This is a genomic window from Cylindrospermum stagnale PCC 7417 (assembly GCF_000317535.1).
GTDB classification, from domain to species: domain Bacteria; phylum Cyanobacteriota; class Cyanobacteriia; order Cyanobacteriales; family Nostocaceae; genus Cylindrospermum; species Cylindrospermum stagnale.
Genome location: NC_019757.1, coordinates 4,761,287 through 4,777,633, shown reverse-complemented (window position 1 = coordinate 4,777,633; position 16,347 = coordinate 4,761,287). Strand labels below are relative to the sequence as shown.

General features: G+C 44.1%; 16 protein-coding genes. 9 read left to right on the top strand and 7 right to left on the bottom strand.

Annotated elements, in window-relative coordinates; all coding sequences use genetic code 11:
• The first annotated feature begins 84 nt into the window (after positions 1-84).
• The 7 genes from CYLST_RS20015 (at position 85) to CYLST_RS19990 (ending at position 8,464) form a co-directional block, all read left to right on the top strand.
• Positions 85-369, top strand: coding sequence for an RNA recognition motif domain-containing protein (locus tag CYLST_RS20015; protein WP_015209558.1), 285 nt, complete (start codon positions 85-87; stop codon positions 367-369).
• A gap of 406 nt (positions 370-775) precedes the next feature.
• On the top strand, positions 776-1,825 hold the full coding sequence (gene fbp, locus CYLST_RS20010; protein ID WP_015209557.1) for a class 1 fructose-bisphosphatase: 1,050 nt from the start codon (positions 776-778) through the stop codon (positions 1,823-1,825).
• A gap of 238 nt (positions 1,826-2,063) precedes the next feature.
• Positions 2,064-3,209 (top strand): transaldolase, encoded by a 1,146-nt coding sequence (gene tal / locus CYLST_RS20005; protein ID WP_015209556.1) that lies wholly within the window; start codon positions 2,064-2,066, stop codon positions 3,207-3,209.
• Positions 3,210-3,331: 122 nt separating this feature from the next.
• The gene (gene zwf, locus CYLST_RS20000; protein ID WP_015209555.1) at positions 3,332-4,861 is read left to right on the top strand and encodes a glucose-6-phosphate dehydrogenase; all 1,530 of its coding nucleotides are present in this window, start codon (positions 3,332-3,334) and stop codon (positions 4,859-4,861) included.
• A gap of 169 nt (positions 4,862-5,030) precedes the next feature.
• Positions 5,031-6,389: a glucose-6-phosphate dehydrogenase assembly protein OpcA gene (gene opcA, locus CYLST_RS19995; protein ID WP_015209554.1), complete on the top strand. Its 1,359-nt coding sequence runs from the start codon at positions 5,031-5,033 to the stop codon at positions 6,387-6,389.
• A gap of 262 nt (positions 6,390-6,651) precedes the next feature.
• Entirely contained in the window at positions 6,652-6,900 is a 249-nt protein-coding gene (locus CYLST_RS36830) for a mannan-binding lectin (RefSeq protein ID WP_085960643.1), read from the top strand.
• A gap of 169 nt (positions 6,901-7,069) precedes the next feature.
• Complete coding sequence (locus CYLST_RS19990; RefSeq protein ID WP_015209552.1) at positions 7,070-8,464, top strand: cobyrinic acid a,c-diamide synthase CobB; 1,395 nt, start codon at positions 7,070-7,072, stop codon at positions 8,462-8,464.
• Here the strand turns inward: CYLST_RS19990 and CYLST_RS19985 are convergent, their stop codons facing one another.
• Positions 8,465-8,905: a cyclic nucleotide-binding domain-containing protein gene (locus tag CYLST_RS19985; RefSeq protein ID WP_015209551.1), complete on the bottom strand. Its 441-nt coding sequence runs from the start codon at positions 8,903-8,905 to the stop codon at positions 8,465-8,467.
• 335 nt (positions 8,906-9,240) lie between these two features.
• On the opposite strand from CYLST_RS19985, the gene CYLST_RS19980 reads away from it, so the two are divergent.
• Entirely contained in the window at positions 9,241-12,228 is a 2,988-nt protein-coding gene (locus CYLST_RS19980; RefSeq protein WP_015209550.1) for a UPF0182 family protein, read from the top strand.
• 69 nt (positions 12,229-12,297) lie between these two features.
• On the opposite strand, the gene CYLST_RS19975 is transcribed toward CYLST_RS19980, so the two are convergent.
• The 4 genes from CYLST_RS19975 to CYLST_RS19965 form a co-directional block, all read right to left on the bottom strand.
• The gene (locus CYLST_RS19975) at positions 12,298-12,525 is read right to left on the bottom strand and encodes a type II toxin-antitoxin system HicB family antitoxin (protein WP_015209549.1); all 228 of its coding nucleotides are present in this window, start codon (positions 12,523-12,525) and stop codon (positions 12,298-12,300) included.
• A gap of 61 nt (positions 12,526-12,586) precedes the next feature.
• Positions 12,587-12,742, bottom strand: a complete 156-nt coding sequence (locus CYLST_RS33520; RefSeq protein WP_015209548.1) for a type II toxin-antitoxin system HicA family toxin — start codon at positions 12,740-12,742, stop codon at positions 12,587-12,589.
• Between the two features lie 84 nt (positions 12,743-12,826).
• Positions 12,827-13,636 carry a glucose 1-dehydrogenase gene (locus CYLST_RS19970; RefSeq protein WP_015209547.1) on the bottom strand — a complete coding sequence of 270 codons (810 nt, stop codon included), beginning with the start codon at positions 13,634-13,636 and terminating at the stop codon, positions 12,827-12,829.
• Positions 13,637-13,835: 199 nt separating this feature from the next.
• On the bottom strand, positions 13,836-14,264 hold the full coding sequence (locus tag CYLST_RS19965) for a hypothetical protein (RefSeq protein ID WP_015209546.1): 429 nt from the start codon (positions 14,262-14,264) through the stop codon (positions 13,836-13,838).
• 547 nt (positions 14,265-14,811) lie between these two features.
• On the opposite strand from CYLST_RS19965, the gene CYLST_RS19960 reads away from it, so the two are divergent.
• Positions 14,812-15,201: a hypothetical protein gene (locus tag CYLST_RS19960; protein ID WP_015209545.1), complete on the top strand. Its 390-nt coding sequence runs from the start codon at positions 14,812-14,814 to the stop codon at positions 15,199-15,201.
• A 264-nt stretch (positions 15,202-15,465) separates the two neighbouring features.
• On the opposite strand, the gene CYLST_RS19955 is transcribed toward CYLST_RS19960, so the two are convergent.
• Both CYLST_RS19955 and CYLST_RS19950 read right to left on the bottom strand, forming a co-directional pair.
• A complete protein-coding gene (locus CYLST_RS19955; protein WP_015209544.1) occupies positions 15,466-16,023 on the bottom strand; it encodes a CAP domain-containing protein in 558 nt (185 codons plus the stop codon).
• A gap of 57 nt (positions 16,024-16,080) precedes the next feature.
• Positions 16,081-16,314, bottom strand: a complete 234-nt coding sequence (locus CYLST_RS19950; protein ID WP_041233183.1) for a hypothetical protein — start codon at positions 16,312-16,314, stop codon at positions 16,081-16,083.
• Between the last annotated feature and the right edge of the window lie 33 nt (positions 16,315-16,347).

The following is a 16,347-nucleotide window of genomic DNA, read 5'->3' as shown; positions in this document are numbered from 1 at the left end:
AGAGACTAGGCAATATTTGCAATTTGTTTAGATCTGTATTCCAGCTGAACTAATGCCTCTTTGTCGAAAATTACGTGATCGAACATGACTATTTACGTTGGAAATCTCTCTTACCAAGCTACTGAAGCAGACTTAAAATCCGTGTTTGCAGATTATGGCGAAGTGAAAAGAGTTGTCTTACCTACAGACCGTGAAACCGGACGGCTACGCGGGTTTGCTTTTGTTGATATGATGGAAGACTCTCAAGAAGATAAAGCTATCACTGAACTAGATGGCGCAGAATGGATGGGTCGTCAACTGAGAGTCAATAAAGCCAAACCGCGAGAGGATAACCGACGAGACGATAACCGACGAGGTAGTTGGGGGTAAAAAAAAATTTTAGAAAAGATGGACTGTTAATGCAGCATATTAGTCTCTAGTTACACAAGACTAATTCGCTAAATATTCCGAGAAACAAATCTCATAGCACTCAGCCCGACTAGTTGTAAACAATAGGCAAATTTTACAGCTAGTCGGTTTTTACCATGCCAACATTTTGGCTTTATTCATTGAAAATTTTCATTCGTGCCTTCCCTAACGCACTCTACAGGTAGGACGCATCCCCTGAGGCATCAGAACACTAAGCTTTGGGATGGGCTGCCCAGCATTATCCATTTCTTTAGTTTATCTAAAATCACATTTAAGTTATCAAATTACCTTTCTAAGATAGAGGCAGCAACCTCAAGTTGCGATGCATAACACCAACCCAACAGCAACTCGCTAGGAAGTTAACAAAATGGCTCAAGCGCCAGAATCTTTAAATTTGTCTATGGACTACGCTACAGATAAATCTCTAGATCGTGATTGTACAACCTTATCTCGTCACGTTCTCCAGCAACTTCACAGTTTTTCAGGAGATGCACAGGATTTGAGTGCGCTGATGAATCGCATCGCCTTGGCTGGGAAACTAATTGCCCGTCGGATGAGCAACGCTGGGTTAGTGGAAGGAGTTCTCGGATTTACTGGGGAAGTCAACGTCCAGGGAGAATCGGTTAAAAAGTTGGATGTCTACGCCAACGATGTCTTTATCTCGGTGTTTAAGCAAAGCGGTTTAGTTTGTCGCCTAGCTTCCGAGGAAATGGAAAACCCCTACTACATACCCGAAAATTGCCCCATTGGTCGCTATACCTTGCTGTATGATCCGATTGATGGCTCATCTAACACCGATACCAACCTCAGTTTGGGTTCTATCTTTTCCATTCGCCAGCAAGAAGGAGATGATAGCGATGGTAAAGCTACAGACCTCCTGACCAATGGACGTAAGCAACTGGCCGCTGGGTACATACTGTACGGGCCTTGTACGATGCTGGTCTATACTATAGGTAAGGGCGTTCATTCCTTTACCCTTGATCCCAGCCTAGGGGAGTTTATTCTCACTGAAGAAAATATCCGCATTCCTAATCACGGCGCTGTTTACAGTGTTAATGAAGGCAATTTTTGGCAGTGGGAAGAATCAATTCGCGAATACATCCGCTACGTTCATCGCACCGAAGGCTATACCGCTCGTTATAGCGGGGCGATGGTGAGCGATATTCATAGAATTTTAGTTCAAGGCGGTGTGTTTCTCTACCCAGGCACCGTTCAAAAACCAGAAGGTAAATTGCGGCTGCTTTATGAATCTGCTCCTTTGGCCTTTTTGATTGAACAAGCAGGTGGTCGTGCTACTACAGGACTGGTAGATATATTGGAAGTGGTGCCGAAAAAATTGCACCAGCGCACGCCTCTGATTATTGGTAGCAAAGAGGATGTGGCGAAGGTGGAGTCTTTTATTCAAAACGGTCACTAGAAGCGGGTAAAAAAGTATCAAAAGTGTGTTGAGCATTCGCCAGTAATTAGCAGTGAGGATGGGGAGTTTGGAGTTGGGGATGTAGGAATAGCGCTGTTTGAATGTGAATTAAAGACTACCTCAGTTGGTCGATGCGATACATGATTGGTAACGCCAAAATGCAATAGACACCATCAACTGATGAGTTTTGCTTTCCAACACTTGGAAACATTGTTAACAGGAGTTAAAGAAGACAGCTATGACTACCAATCATTTATTAGAGATTAAACAATACGGTCAGAGTATCTGGATGGATAATTTGAGCCGTGACATTATTCAATCAGGTGAACTCAAAGACCTGGTTGAAAATCAAGGAATCTCTGGTATTACATCCAACCCTGCCATCTTTGAAAAAGCGATCGCTGGTAATGCCATTTATGACGCCGATATTGCTGCGGGAGTTCGTGCCGGATTACCGACATACAAAATTTATGAATCGCTAGTTTTTGCAGATATCCGCAATGCTTGTGATATTTTACGCCCTGTTTATGAAGCCACGAATAGACTGGATGGTTATGTGAGTATAGAAGTACCACCAACCATCGCTGAAGATACGCAAGCGACGATAGCCGAAGCCCGTCGCTATTTCGCAGAAATTGGGCGAGAAAATGTGATGATTAAGATTCCTGGGACAGCGGCTGGTTTGCCAGCAGTGGAAACCGCGATCGCCGAAGGAATTAATGTCAATATCACGCTGCTGTTCTCAGTCTCAAGTTACATCAACACAGCTTGGGCATATATTCGTGGCTTAGAAAAGCGGGTAAGTGAGGGTAAAGACATCAGCAAAATTGCTTCTGTAGCTAGCTTTTTCCTGAGCCGGATTGATAACAACATTGACGCTAAGATCGATGCTAAGTTGAAGCGAGGCGTTGATGATATTACCCAGCAAGCCAAGCTGCGAGCTGTCAGAGGGAAAATTGCGATCGCTAACGCTAAGATTGCCTATCAAGAATACAAACAGATCATTCAAAGCGACCGTTGGCAGGCTTTGGCATCAAAAGGGGCAAAAGTGCAGCGGCTACTTTGGGCCAGCACTAGCACCAAAGACCCCAACTACAACGATGTCATGTATGTCAATGAATTGATTGGCCCAGACACAGTTAACACCTTACCACCAGCGACAATTAAAGCTTGCGCGGATCACTGCGATGTAGCCAATCGCCTAGAAACTCTCACACAAGAAGCTTACAGGCTGATCGAAAGCTTGAAAGACCCCGACATCAACATCAATATCGATGCCGTGATGGACGAACTTCTCATTGAAGGCATTGACAAGTTTATCAAGCCGTTTCAATCCTTGATGAACTCTTTAGAAAGCAAAATCAAGGTATTGTCACCAGTGTAGGTAATTGGTAATGGCTAATAGGTAATGGGTAATGGGTAATATTTCTTTTCCTTTTTCCCAATTACTAATTACCCATTACCAATCCCCAACCCAAAATCCCTAATCTAAACTCCAAAATTGTTATGCCCAGTCTGCTAGAAAATCCCCTACGCGTTGGTCTACAACAGCAAGGGATGCCCGAACCCCAAATTATAGTTATCTTTGGCGCTTCTGGGGATCTTACCTGGCGTAAACTAGTGCCAGCACTTTACAAATTGCGGCGGGAGAGACGCATTCCCCCTGAAACTACCATAGTTGGCGTAGCTCGTCGAGAATGGAGCCACGAATACTTCCGCGAGCAAATGCAGAAGGGCATGGAAGAAGCTCATAGTAGCGTCGAACTGGGAGAACTTTGGCAAGACTTCTCTCAAGGTCTGTTCTACTGTCCTGGGGACATAGACAATCCAGAGAGTTACCAGAAACTGAAAAAATTATTAAGCGAATTAGACGAGAAACGAGGAACAAGGGGAAACCGGATGTTCTATCTTTCCGTCGCCCCCAACTTCTTCCCAGAAGCTATTAAGCAACTAGGGGCAGGTGGGATGCTAGAAGATCCCTACAAGCATCGGTTGGTAATTGAGAAACCCTTTGGTCGGGACTTAGCCTCGGCCCAAAGTCTCAACCAAGTAGTGCAGAAATATTGCAAAGAACACCAAGTCTACCGCATTGACCACTACTTGGGTAAAGAAACTGTTCAGAATTTGCTGGTGTTTCGCTTTGCCAATGCGATTTTTGAACCCTTGTGGAATCGTCAATTTGTTGACCATGTCCAAATTACCGTAGCAGAAACAGTCGGCGTTGAAGACCGGGCGGGATATTATGAAAGCGCCGGCGCCCTGCGGGATATGTTGCAAAACCACTTGATGCAACTTTACTGTCTGACGGCGATGGAAGCGCCCAACTCGATGGATGCTGACAGTATCCGCACGGAAAAAGTAAAAGTACTGCAAGCTACGCGTTTAGCTGACGTTCATAATCTGTCCCGTTCAGCAATCCGTGGGCAATACAGCGCTGGTTGGATGAAAGGTCAACCAGTAGCAGGGTATCGGGAAGAACCGGGAGTCAATCCTAAATCAACAACGCCCACTTATGTGGCAATGAAGTTTATGGTGGATAACTGGCGCTGGCAAGGTGTACCTTTCTATCTACGAACCGGAAAGCGGATGCCGAAAAAAGTCAGTGAAATTGCCATCCACTTCCGCGAAGTTCCTTCCAGTATGTTTACCTCCGCAGCACAACAGGCAAACGCCAACATTTTGACAATGCGGATTCAACCGAATGAGGGAATTTCCCTGCGGTTTGATGTGAAAATGCCAGGGGCAGAATTCCGCACCCGTGCTGTTGACATGGACTTTAGTTATGGTTCCTTTGGCATCCAAGCAACTTCCGATGCCTACGATCGCCTATTTCTTGATTGTATGATGGGCGATCAGACTTTGTTTACACGGGCGGACGAAGTGGAAGCCGCTTGGCAGGTAGTTACACCAGCCCTTTCTGTTTGGGATGCGCCCGCAGACCCAGCCTCTATTCCTCAGTACGAAGCCGGTACTTGGGAACCAGCAGAAGCAGAATTCCTCATTAACCAAGATAATCGTCGCTGGCGCAGACTCTAAGAATTTTAGATTTTAGATTTTGGATTGGGGAATTGGTAATTGGGAAACAGGTAATTGGGAAAGAGGAAAATAGTTATTACCTATTACCCGTTACTCAACCGCTAATCCAAAATCTCAAAATCTCAAATCTCGAAATCTCAAATCCAAAATCCAAAATCCAAAATAGACTATGGCTCCCCAAGCTCCTACCATTTTTTCACTTCAGGCACCAAAGGATGTTTCGCTCACAGAAATAGAAGCGGAACTAACTCAAATTTGGCAAAGTTACGGCATGACCGGCGAGGACGGTGGGCTGCCTGCTGCTACCCGCGCCACGACATTTACTTTAGTGGTTTACGAACCGGAAGAAACCCAATATCTGTTGGCTGCTTCGGGATTTTACAATGGGCCAATTGATGGGATTTTAGGGCCGCAAACAGAAACAGCCCTACGGGAAGTTCAAAAGCAATATGAACTTCCAGAAACTGGTACACCGACAAGGGACACCCTCGCCATCTTGCGAGAAGAAGCAGCCAAACGTCAGCGCAATGGTGGATCTATTAATGGTGGCGGTATTAGCTATAACTCCAGCCCGACGATTGCCGATGAAATCGCTATCCGCAACCCCTGCCGCATTATTGCCCTATGTCCAGTTGCTGGGGAAGATGAAGGGGTCAAGGCGCAAGTTTCTGCTTATTGCCCGATTCAAAAGCAATCTTCTAGTACACTCATCTGCTGTGAATATATAACTCTCAGCGGCACCGCCTCCGCCTTGGAACGTATAGGTGGCATGATTCCAGCATTGTTGATTGGTGGCTTGCCGAAGTTTCTCTGGTGGAAGGCAACACCAGACCCGAATAACTCTTTATTCAAACGACTGGCAGCAGTCTGCAATAATGTGATTGTCGATTCTTGCCACTTTAACGAGCCAGAAAGTGTTCTACTCAGCTTAGAAGAGTTGGTAGAAAATGGTATACCTCTAGCTGACTTAAACTGGCGACGTTTGGCAGCATGGCAGGAGTTGACAGCTGAGGCTTACGACTCTCCTAACCGTCGGGCTGCTTTGAGGGAAGTTGACCGCGTGACGATTGATTATGAAAAAGGCAACCCTGCTCAAGGATTGTTGTTTTTGGGTTGGCTGGCAAGTCGCTTAAATTGGGAGCCAGTTTCTTATCAAAGGGAAAGCGGAGATTATGATATAACTCGCATTCAGTTTGTTGCTCAAGATCAACGACAAGTAGAAGCAGAGTTAGCAGGAGTCCCGGTTGCTGATGTCGGTGACATTGTTGGTGACTTGATTGCTCTGCGTCTAAGTTCCACTAATCCCAAGGCAGACTGTGGTACAGTCATTTGCTCAGAAACTGGTGGTTGTATGCGGATGGAAACACATGGTGGTGCTCAGTCCGCAGGTCTGTATCAACAGGTAAGTTCACTTTCGGAACAAAAGGCGGAAGTGTTGTTGAGTCAGCAGGTACAACGCTGGGGTCGTGAGGCTCTGTTTGAAGAAAGCCTGGGTGCGATCGCGAAAACTTTAAAGTTGGCTAATTAATTCAAACCTAACCCCTCTATCCTCCTTTCTGCTTTGGAAAGGAGGGTATTTTTTTAACTATTTATTTGATTCAGTCACAAGATAGAAATTGAGCTTTTTAATTTCTATCGTGGGGATAATTTTATCTAAAAAAAACATATTTAGTATTCGGATAAATAAGTAGTCATGTAATTTAAATCTCACCCCAAAATCGTCTCAAATGCTCCCGATAGCTAAGAGACAGTGTGAGATTGATGGTGACTGGGTACTTATAGGTTAGGTTATGTACCTTAGAGGAGCTACAATCATGTCAATTCAAATCACCAAAATTAGCTCGGGTCTATTTGTAGAGCTATCCATAGCAGAACAGCAGTTTCTTTCTGGAGGTCGAGATGTTAACGCCGGCCCTATCTACAACAGGCTTGACGCGAAAGACAAATGTCCTAGAACCTGCGGTTCAGTCGGTGCGACATGGAATGGCCAGTGGGATTCAAATATTCCAAACCAAAGTTCTGTCTGTGGTTGTGTATAGCGGTTCCTAAGCAACTGAGGTACACCCAAATCTTGTTTACCAAGACTAGTAGCTTTGAAAACGTACCTCTCTAGGTCGGGAACCGCTACAAGTAAGTAAATTAAGTGCTCCTAGATATGGCTATGCTAAATCTGGGAGCCATCTTAGTTTACCAATCACCAATTAAGGAATGTCTATAATTATTGCTGGAGAACGTAGTGGGGTGGGTAAGACAACAGTAACGCTCACCCTTTTAGCATCTTTATGCCGTCGCGGTGCAAAGGTACAATCTTTTAAGGTGGGGCCAGATTATATTGACCCGATGTTTCATCAGCGTGTTACTGGTCGCGCTTGTCGGAATTTAGACACGGTGCTGACTTCGGAAAGTTATGTACAGCAATGTTTTAAGCGTCATTCTCAAGAATGTGAATATGCGCTTGTAGAAGGGGTGATGGGACTTTTTGATGGTGTTGGATATGGTAAAGAAAACCAATTACCAATTACCAATTACCCATTACCTACTGACTTTGCTAGTACAGCGCACATTGCACGGTTATTAGATATCCCTGTGGTATTAGTAATTGATTGCAGTCGCTTGTCTGGTTCGGTGGCAGCGATCGCACACGGTTATTCTTCTTTTGATGCCAGAATTAAGATAATTGGCGTGGTGCTGAATCGTGTGGGAAGCGATCGCCATTTATCTTTGCTCAAAAGTTCCCTAGAACCTCTACAATTACCCGTTCTCGGCGTTTTGCGGCGACAAGATAACATCACTATACCCGATCGCCATTTGGGTTTAATACCGTCAGATGAACTCCCAGAACTGAATGCTGTTATTGATCGTCTGGCTGATTTGGGCGATACCTGCTTTGACTGGGATCAACTACTACCAATCTTGCAATCACAATCATTACCCATTACCCATTACCCATTACCCATCACCCATTACCCAGTTAAAATTGCAGTTGCACGCGATCGCGCTTTTAATTTCTACTACCAAGATAATCTTGATTTACTACAACAGTTAGGCGCAGAACTAGTCGAATGGAGTCCGCTTACAGATGCTCTCTTACCACAGAACGTGCAGGGAATGTATTTCGGCGGTGGTTTTCCCGAAGTTTTTGCCCAGCAACTAGCAGAAAATACCAGCGCCCGTGATGCAGTGAAAACAGCAATATTGGCTCTAATGCCAACCATCGCCGAATGTGGGGGCTTGATGTATTTGTGTGAGCAAATTGTCGATTTTGAGGCTAAACCTTGGTCGATGGTGGGGGTTTTGCCGACATCTGCTCAAATGGGTGGAAGTTTAACTTTAGGCTATCGTCGCGCGATCGCATTGCAAGATAGTCTGTTAGTACCAGTAGGGGCGAATGTTTACGGACACGAGTTTCATCGTTCCCGTTTAATATCACCCCCCAATCAGCCCTTATTTGCCACTTCTCGCTACGATTGTGAGGAAAATACGGGATTTGAGGGTTGGAGTTTACCGACTCTCCACGCCTCTTATGTGCATCAACACTGGGGGGAAACTGTGGAGATTCCCCAGCGGTTTCTTCGGCAATGTCGGGAATTTAGACTTTCGTAGTTAATTGTTTAACCGGATTGCATTCATGTTGTCATTCAGTCTGCGAACCAGACGAGATAACTCACGAATAATATTCACGGCAATTTCCGGAGTTTCTTCAATGGCGTCATAAAGTTGCTCTTGTGTGAGTTCCAAACATTCGCAAGGTTCCAAGGTGGTTACAGAAGCGGAACGGGGTTCAGTATCAAATACTGCCATTTCCCCAAAGTATTTTCCTTGTTCCACCTCTGCTAATTTTGTATCCCCAATGTGAACTTTGACGCGCCCTGAAACAACAATATAGAGCGATCGCCCCTCTTCTCCCTGTTTAAAGATGCTGTAATTAGCTGGATATGACAGTTCGTTCATCACTGAAGCCAGTCGCACAATAAAGTCATCCCGCAATTCCTTAAAAATTGGGACTCGCCGGACAAATAATAAACGGTCAACGCTGGTAAGCATAATTACAGGTTACAAATAAAACACTGGCCAAAATCTCCAACCTGAAGTAAGAGGGTGATTAGCCATACTAACCGAATTAATCAATTTTTATCGCGAGATGCCAAGAATATCACAGCGATACACAGACAACTTAACAATCAAAGCGAAAGTAGAGACTTTGCATGCAACGTCTCTACATTACTTCGCTGTTCCAATAGATAGTTTATCTGATGAGCATCAGCAATTTTGTCAAGGCTTCGCCGCTAAAATCAGATATAGGGCAGCAAAAATAAGTGATGCGCCTCAGTATGCGCCAGTGGCAGTAATTTTAATTACCAATTACCAATTGCTAAGGAATGTTGTGGAAATGGTGCTTTCGAGTATTTGTAGTATTCCTGGGGTTGTTACTACTTTGGGATCTGGGTTCCCGATTGGGTGCTGAGATTTTCTGGTTTCAGGAAGTCGGATATTTACAAGTATTTCTGCTGCGGATAGTAACCCAAGGTAGTTTATGGGTAGTCGTAGCTGGTATAACGGCTGCTTATTTACTGGGAAACTTGGCAGTGGCTCAACGGCTGAAGTATCCCCAGTCTTTAAAGACGGAGCAAGTCAGGGCTAGGGAGCTAAAAAATTTTCTCAGTCCTCTTTATACCAGAGGAAATGAAACCCGGATACTTGAATCGCAACATTGGCAATTAAGATTGCCTTGGCTGTTACCGTTAGCTTTGGGATTGAGTTTGTTGGTAGGGTTAATACTGGTACATTATGGTGAAATTGCTGTTGCTTACTGGCATTCGGAAGTTAATCAGGCTAGTTTAGCCGTTCCTGGCTGGTTTCGCGCAGAGATAATTTGGCAACAATTGAGGCGGATGGCTTCCCAAACTTGGTATTTTGGCTTGGTTTTGGGAATGGCGATCGCATTATTAATTTATCCCCAATTTTTCCTCAGGGCGATCGCTATTTTGTTAAGTGTCGGGTTTGGGCTGATGCTGTCTCAACACTGGGCCAAGGTGTTGCAATATTTCCACCCTACCCCCTTCAACAATACAGAGCCTTTATTCGGTCGAGATATCAGCTTCTACATCTTTTCGCTACCAGTCTGGGAACTGCTGGAACTTTGGTTGACAGGATTATGTTTGTATGCTTTGGTCGCCGTTACTCTTACCTATTTGCTATCGGGAGACAGTCTGAGTCAGGGAGTTTTTCCGGGTTTTTCCCAGCAGCAGCTGCGTCATTTATCCGGTTTGGGGGGCTGTTTGCTGTTGGTGGTATCCCTGAGTTATTGGCTGAGTTGTTATGAACTAGTTTATTCGTCCCGTGGGGTGAGTTATGGTGCCAGCTATACCGATGTGATGGCAGAGTTGCCAGCCTACAAGGTTTTGTCCATTTTGGCAGTAGCGATCGCATTTTACCTGCTATGGCGAACAATCTTTTGGCAACCAAAATCTCAGCATCAGCGCTTCGTAGTTTATGGATTGGGGGCTTATTTATTGCTGGTTGTAGCAGGTGACTTTGTTTTACCTGAGTTGGTGCAATATTTAATAGTCCAGCCCAACGAATTGCAACGTGAAGAACCCTACATTCAGCGGACTATTGCTTTAACTCGGCAGGCATTCAATTTAGAAGCAATTGATGCCAGAACCTTCAACCCCCAAGGAAAACTGACTGAAGCTGATATCAAAGCCAATGAGTTAACCATTCGCAATATTCGCCTTTGGGATCAGCGGCCTCTGTTAGCAACTAACCGCCAGCTGCAACAAATTCGACCATACTATAAGTTTCCTGACGCCGATATTGACCGCTACACCATCAAAACAGATGTAACTGCACCTCGCCCCCAAAAGCCACCAGACCAAGAAGCAATCGAACCAACAGAACGGCGGCAGGTACTGCTCGCTGCACGGGAATTAGACTACAGTGCTGTGCCGCAGCAAGCTCAGACCTGGGTTAACCGCAGTTTAATTTATACTCACGGTTATGGTTTTACAGTCAGTCCAGTAAATACAGTTGCTTCCGGTGGACTACCAGAATATTTTGTTAAAGATATTAGCGGTAATGAAAGCGCCCTCACCACTTCCAGTGAAGCTATTCGTGAAAGCATTCCCATTGGGCAACCCCGGATTTATTTTGGTGAAATTACTAATAATTATGTGATGACTGGCACCAGGGTTAGAGAACTAGATTATCCCAGTGGCAGAGACAATGTTTACAATACTTACGATGGCTTGGGTGGAATTCAAATCGGTTCGCTGTGGCGACGGTGGCTATTTGCCATGTACCTGAAGGATTGGCAGATGGTACTCACACGGGACTTTTTGCCAGAGACGAAGGTATTATTTCGGCGGAATATTAATCAACGAATTCGCGCGATCGCACCTTTCTTGCAATTTGACAAAGATCCCTATTTAGTTGCGGTTGATGCCAATTCTGATGATGCTAATCAACAGTTTCCTGGTAAAGAAAATTACCTTTATTGGATTGTTGATGGCTATACAATAAGCGATCGCTATCCCTACTCAGACACGGGTAACGATGGGATCAACTACATTCGTAACTCCGTCAAAGTAGTGATTGATGCCTACCACGGCAGCATTACCTTTTACATTGCCGATGCCAAAGACCCGATAATTGCCACTTGGTCAGCGATATTTCCCAAGCTGTTCAAACCGCTGAGTGCCATGCCAGTCAACCTCCGCAACCATATCCGTTACCCGGAGGACTTATTCAAAATTCAATCTGAGCGGTTGATGATTTACCACATGACTGACGCCCAAGTGTTTTATAACCGGGAAGACCAGTGGCAAATACCGAATGAAATCTATGGCAGTGAAACCCGTCAGGTAGAGCCATATTACTTAATTACCAGCCTCCCCACCGTCCCCTTTGAGGAATTTATTCTATTTTTGCCCTACACCCCCAAACAGCGGACAAATTTAATTGCTTGGTTAGCGGCGCGGTCAGATGGTGAGAACTACGGAAAGTTGCTGCTGTATGTCTTTCCTAAAGAACGTCTGATTTACGGAACAGAGCAAATTGAAGCGCGGATTAACCAAGATCCCGTAATTTCTCAGCAAATTTCTCTGTGGAATCGCCAGGGTTCGAGAGCGATTCAGGGTAATCTTTTGGTGATTCCCATTGAGGAATCTCTGCTATATGTTGAGCCAATTTATTTAGAAGCAACACAAAACAGTTTGCCAACTTTGGTGCGGGTAGTTGTGGCTTACGAAAACCGAATTGTCATGGCGCAAACTTTGGAACAAGCATTGCAGGCAATTTTTCAACCAGAGGTTACACCAGCGCCGGCGATTATTCGTCCTTTAGAGGAGGGAACGCCACCGGGTTAGTTAAAAATATCTTTGAGGCGGGGAATCGCCCACCCAAACCTACCTAAAAAAGCAATTGACGCGAGATTTTCAAGCAACATTGATTAACTGTTCTAAAGATTTAGTTAATGGTAAAGCTTTGCTGTCTTGCTGATATTCTTCAACTAGCATTTCTAAAACTTCCTGAGCATTATGTAAAGCCTCTTCATAAGTTTCACCATGAGTATGATATTTTTGGGTGGGAAATTCTGGTAAATGAACTAAATAACATTGGTCTTCACCACTCCATTGAATAATAATTGTGTAAGGTAAATTCATTCGTCTGACTCCTGTTCTTGAATTAATTTTAATTTATCTAATTTCTCAATAACTTCTTTTTCTATATAAGGTTTAGCGTCATCTCTTTACCAGAAATTGTAATAGGATCACTTGGTAATAAAGGATGATACCAACGGGTATGACTTCCTTTTGCTGAACGATAAACAAAACCTGCTTTTTTTAATAAACTTTTTAACTCTCTGATTTTTTTAGGCATGGCTTAAGCACAAGGTTTAATATCCCTCACCATCATTTTAGTATGGATGAATGAGTTAGGTGTAATGTGAGTCAATTGATGGCTCTACGCTGACCAAGCTTCTCGAAAGTCTGCATATAGGGTCAACCCACCATCTACAAACAGGGTTTGTCCGGTGATGTAGGCGGCTTCGTCTGAAGCTAAAAAAGCTACTGCTGCTGCCATTTCTGCCGCAGTACCAGCCCGATTCATGGGAATGTGACTTTCAACGATCGCCTTTTTTTCAGGATCATCTGTCCAGGCTTCATTGATGGGCGTAATCGTCGCTCCCGGCGCCACAGCGTTAACGCGAATATTTTGGTTAGCATATTCCAAGGCTAGGGTTTTGGTCAGGTTTTCCATGCCGCCTTTGCTAATGGAGTAGCTGAGATACATTGGTCTGGGAATAATTTCATGGACGCTGGAAATATTGATAATTACTCCCGGACGCTTGGAGGATAAAAGGTGTTTAATAGTTTCACGGGCACAGAGAAAAGCTCCCCGGAGATTGACTGCAATCACTTGGTCAAAATCTGCGGCGGTGATTTCGTGGGATGGGCATTCTGTTTGAATTCCGGCATTATTAACTAAAATATCCACACTGCCAAATTTCTCAACAACATGATTCACAATTTCCGTGATATCTTCTTCCTGGGAAACATCTCCCTGAACCAGCAGTGACTTGACACGGCAATTTTCGATATCTGCACAGGCTTTTTGCATTGCCAACTCTTCAGTATTTTCCGCATCTTCTGCCTGTTTGCGGTAGTTAATGGCGATGTTGCAGCCTTCTTGGGCTAGTCGAATGGCGATCGCTTGTCCAATGCCTGAACTAGCACCTGTAATTAAAGCGTTTTTTCCGGTTAATCCTTTCATTTCTCGGCTATTGCTTAACGTGAATTTGCTGGTACTTGCTGCGGCACTACCCAGTAATAAATAGTTTTTCCCTCAATATTTTCAGGACTCTGTTTCAGGATAGACAAGTCAACTCAGTCAAACGTCTTCCAGCAGTAGGATATCCAGCAGATTGGGGAAGAAGAGGTTAGGGGGAAAATTCCTCTCCCTCGAACCCCCGTTAGTACCTGCTACTGGGTAAAAGTAGAATGTCTATCATTTCGCCAACGCCCAAACCCAATACTGCAATTACTGTTAAAACACAAAAAGAATCGAGTTTGCTGAAGCCGGCAAAACGCATTTCTAAATCAGCTAAGACCGTAGTTGCTACGGGTATGAGAAAAAGTCTGAATAATAACGACCAAGTTGCTATTAAAGCAATTGATGCACTTAAGGCTAAGATCACAACTAAGGTTTGAGAACCAAAAGCAACCAAACCGTCTAACCAGAACAAACTCTTCCGCACTACCACTAGAGCGATCGCCGCGACAAAAGCTCCCACCAACCAAACAATGTGGTGAGCAGCAATATACCACCCCAAGAGACCATAAGCCAGCCAGAGTAATACTAGAGACGTTACGGGAATCCTCCGGAAAAATCCCAAATTCATATATTTTGCTTGCTTTGTAATACTTCTGAAACTTTGTGAATAAAAATTAACAGTGCTTTCGCAGGTAAGTAACAATTGCCCTATCTCTCGAAAGATTTTAACACAAAAGTATCCAGTTATTAGTCTGTTCAGAAATTTATGCCTTTTGATACACATTCATCAAATAACAAGCAAAACTATCGACAGAGATATGTGAACTTTTATTTTGCTACACCTATAATTAAAACCTTGCAAAAAATTAATCTTTGAAGCAGCAATTGAGATATTCATCTTCACGTATTTCCCTATCTGTATGAAGTTAAAGGCATTTAATAAAAACATACTCAGTAGAAATGCCAGCCTCAGAAGGAAAGAGCTTGCATGGCAGTCTATAGTCAGGAGTCAGTAGTTTTTATAATTACCCTAATCCGATTAATCTGTGAGTTTAGATAAAAATTATTTACTAAATCTAAAATCTCAAATTATCACTGGGTACACACTGACAAATCAGAAATTACCTTGTTATCAAAAATCAGACGATAAAAATCTATAGAGAAGGGTAGATAATATGTCTGTTGAGCAGATACTACTACAGAATGTAGCAGCAAATAGTAATTTTCATCCCGTAACAAAAAGTGAAGTTAAACAGGAGCCTGCCAAATCGGATGGGTTAAATGTCCCAGATTTAGTGATATCTTTAACTCCCCTGAGCTTTATCTTCAGTTGGGCTATATTGCTGCTTGCTTTGCGAAAGCTACGCACAAATTTAGACAACAAGATGGTTTTTACAATCAATAGTTTACAGCAAGTTCCCTGTAAAAACTGTCGGTTTTTTTCTAATAATCATTATCTCAAGTGTGCGGTCAAACCGGATACTGTTCTGACTGAAGAAGCGATAAATTGTCAGGAATACTCGCCAAAAAAGGGGAAATTCCCGCCAAAAAACTTCTTTGGATAGCGCTGTGCTTAATCCCGATATGAAAACATTTCCACCTCAAAAAAAAGGGGAGCAAGAAAATTAATAGCCAAGACAAATTGCGACATCGAAAATATATCCTCAGGGAAAACCTGGCCTATTTCTCTCTTAGGCTACTGTTGAAATCAAGCTAATTGCCTTGGATTGCTGCTATACCCCAAAGTCGCCAGATTTCACCACAGCATGCCGATGGGAACACCACCCTCAAGCTAAAACTGCTCTCTTAGCCTATTAGGGAACTGCTCGCTAACGCCGTAAAAACAACTGGGTAATGTAGTAAGTATTGCCAACGCGCCACACTCCTACACCTGTTTCTGTGAACACCGGACGGAGGATATTAGCTCTGTGTCCGGGACTTTTCATCCAACCTTCGACAGATGCCGGCACGGGTTGCGGCACATTCCGACTTTTGAATAAGTTCTCACCCACCATCCAGTAAGGGATACCTCCTGCCCTGACTCTATCTTGCAGGGTACTACCATCTGCACCTGTGTGGCTAAAGAAGTTTTTTTCTGCCATTTGACGGCTGTAGTATCGAGCAACCAGCGCTAGTTTTTCATGATTTTCTAGCGGTGACAATCCGTTTTTTTGGCGTACTTGGTTGATGCGTTGGCGAACTGCTGCTTCCATTTGGGCAGTTTTAGCTGATTCGGGCGCAAGTGGCGGTTTAGTTGATGGCACTTCCACTCTAGGTAAGGGCGGCAAATATTGAATAGCTTCCTCACATCCTGTGGCGAAAAGTGCGCTTGCTATCCATGCTACCCAAATCAGCCGGGGTAATTGGCTTTGGCGCTTCTGTCTCACAGTCCTCTAATAAAAAATTGACGGACTACCATACTAGCTTGGCAGGGTTTCTCGGTTTCACGAGTCTCCTCTCAACTGTTTGACTCGTTTCTGAATAAGAGCATGTTTTTCTGCACCCTCAAACGCATAACGATTGTAGCCATTGCGAGTAATCAATTCTTCTAGATAGCGAACCCGTTCTTTAGAAGAGGGATCAGTTGAAGCATAACTTTGACCACTGGAACCATAGCGTTCGTGAAGAGTGCATGGTTTACCTCGCGCTTGTCTGTATATACACGCATATAATATCATGAGTGAGTAGCCAAAACACGGGGCGATCGCCGA

Excerpts from the sequence above, each read along its gene's own strand:
- CYLST_RS20015 (WP_015209558.1), top strand. The coding sequence starts at position 85 with ATGACTATTTACGTTGGAAATCTCTCTTACCAAGCTACTGAAGCAGAC.
- fbp (WP_015209557.1), top strand. The coding sequence starts at position 776 with ATGGCTCAAGCGCCAGAATCTTTAAATTTGTCTATGGACTACGCTACA.
- tal (WP_015209556.1), top strand. The coding sequence starts at position 2,064 with ATGACTACCAATCATTTATTAGAGATTAAACAATACGGTCAGAGTATC.
- zwf (WP_015209555.1), top strand. The coding sequence starts at position 3,332 with ATGCCCAGTCTGCTAGAAAATCCCCTACGCGTTGGTCTACAACAGCAA.
- opcA (WP_015209554.1), top strand. The coding sequence starts at position 5,031 with ATGGCTCCCCAAGCTCCTACCATTTTTTCACTTCAGGCACCAAAGGAT.
- CYLST_RS36830 (WP_085960643.1), top strand. The coding sequence starts at position 6,652 with ATGTACCTTAGAGGAGCTACAATCATGTCAATTCAAATCACCAAAATT.
- CYLST_RS19990 (WP_015209552.1), top strand. The coding sequence starts at position 7,070 with ATGTCTATAATTATTGCTGGAGAACGTAGTGGGGTGGGTAAGACAACA.
- CYLST_RS19985 (WP_015209551.1), bottom strand. The coding sequence starts at position 8,905 with ATGCTTACCAGCGTTGACCGTTTATTATTTGTCCGGCGAGTCCCAATT.
- CYLST_RS19980 (WP_015209550.1), top strand. The coding sequence starts at position 9,241 with ATGTTGTGGAAATGGTGCTTTCGAGTATTTGTAGTATTCCTGGGGTTG.
- CYLST_RS19975 (WP_015209549.1), bottom strand. The coding sequence starts at position 12,525 with ATGAATTTACCTTACACAATTATTATTCAATGGAGTGGTGAAGACCAA.
- CYLST_RS33520 (WP_015209548.1), bottom strand. The coding sequence starts at position 12,742 with ATGCCTAAAAAAATCAGAGAGTTAAAAAGTTTATTAAAAAAAGCAGGT.
- CYLST_RS19970 (WP_015209547.1), bottom strand. The coding sequence starts at position 13,636 with ATGAAAGGATTAACCGGAAAAAACGCTTTAATTACAGGTGCTAGTTCA.
- CYLST_RS19965 (WP_015209546.1), bottom strand. The coding sequence starts at position 14,264 with ATGAATTTGGGATTTTTCCGGAGGATTCCCGTAACGTCTCTAGTATTA.
- CYLST_RS19960 (WP_015209545.1), top strand. The coding sequence starts at position 14,812 with ATGTCTGTTGAGCAGATACTACTACAGAATGTAGCAGCAAATAGTAAT.
- CYLST_RS19950 (WP_041233183.1), bottom strand. The coding sequence starts at position 16,314 with ATGATATTATATGCGTGTATATACAGACAAGCGCGAGGTAAACCATGC.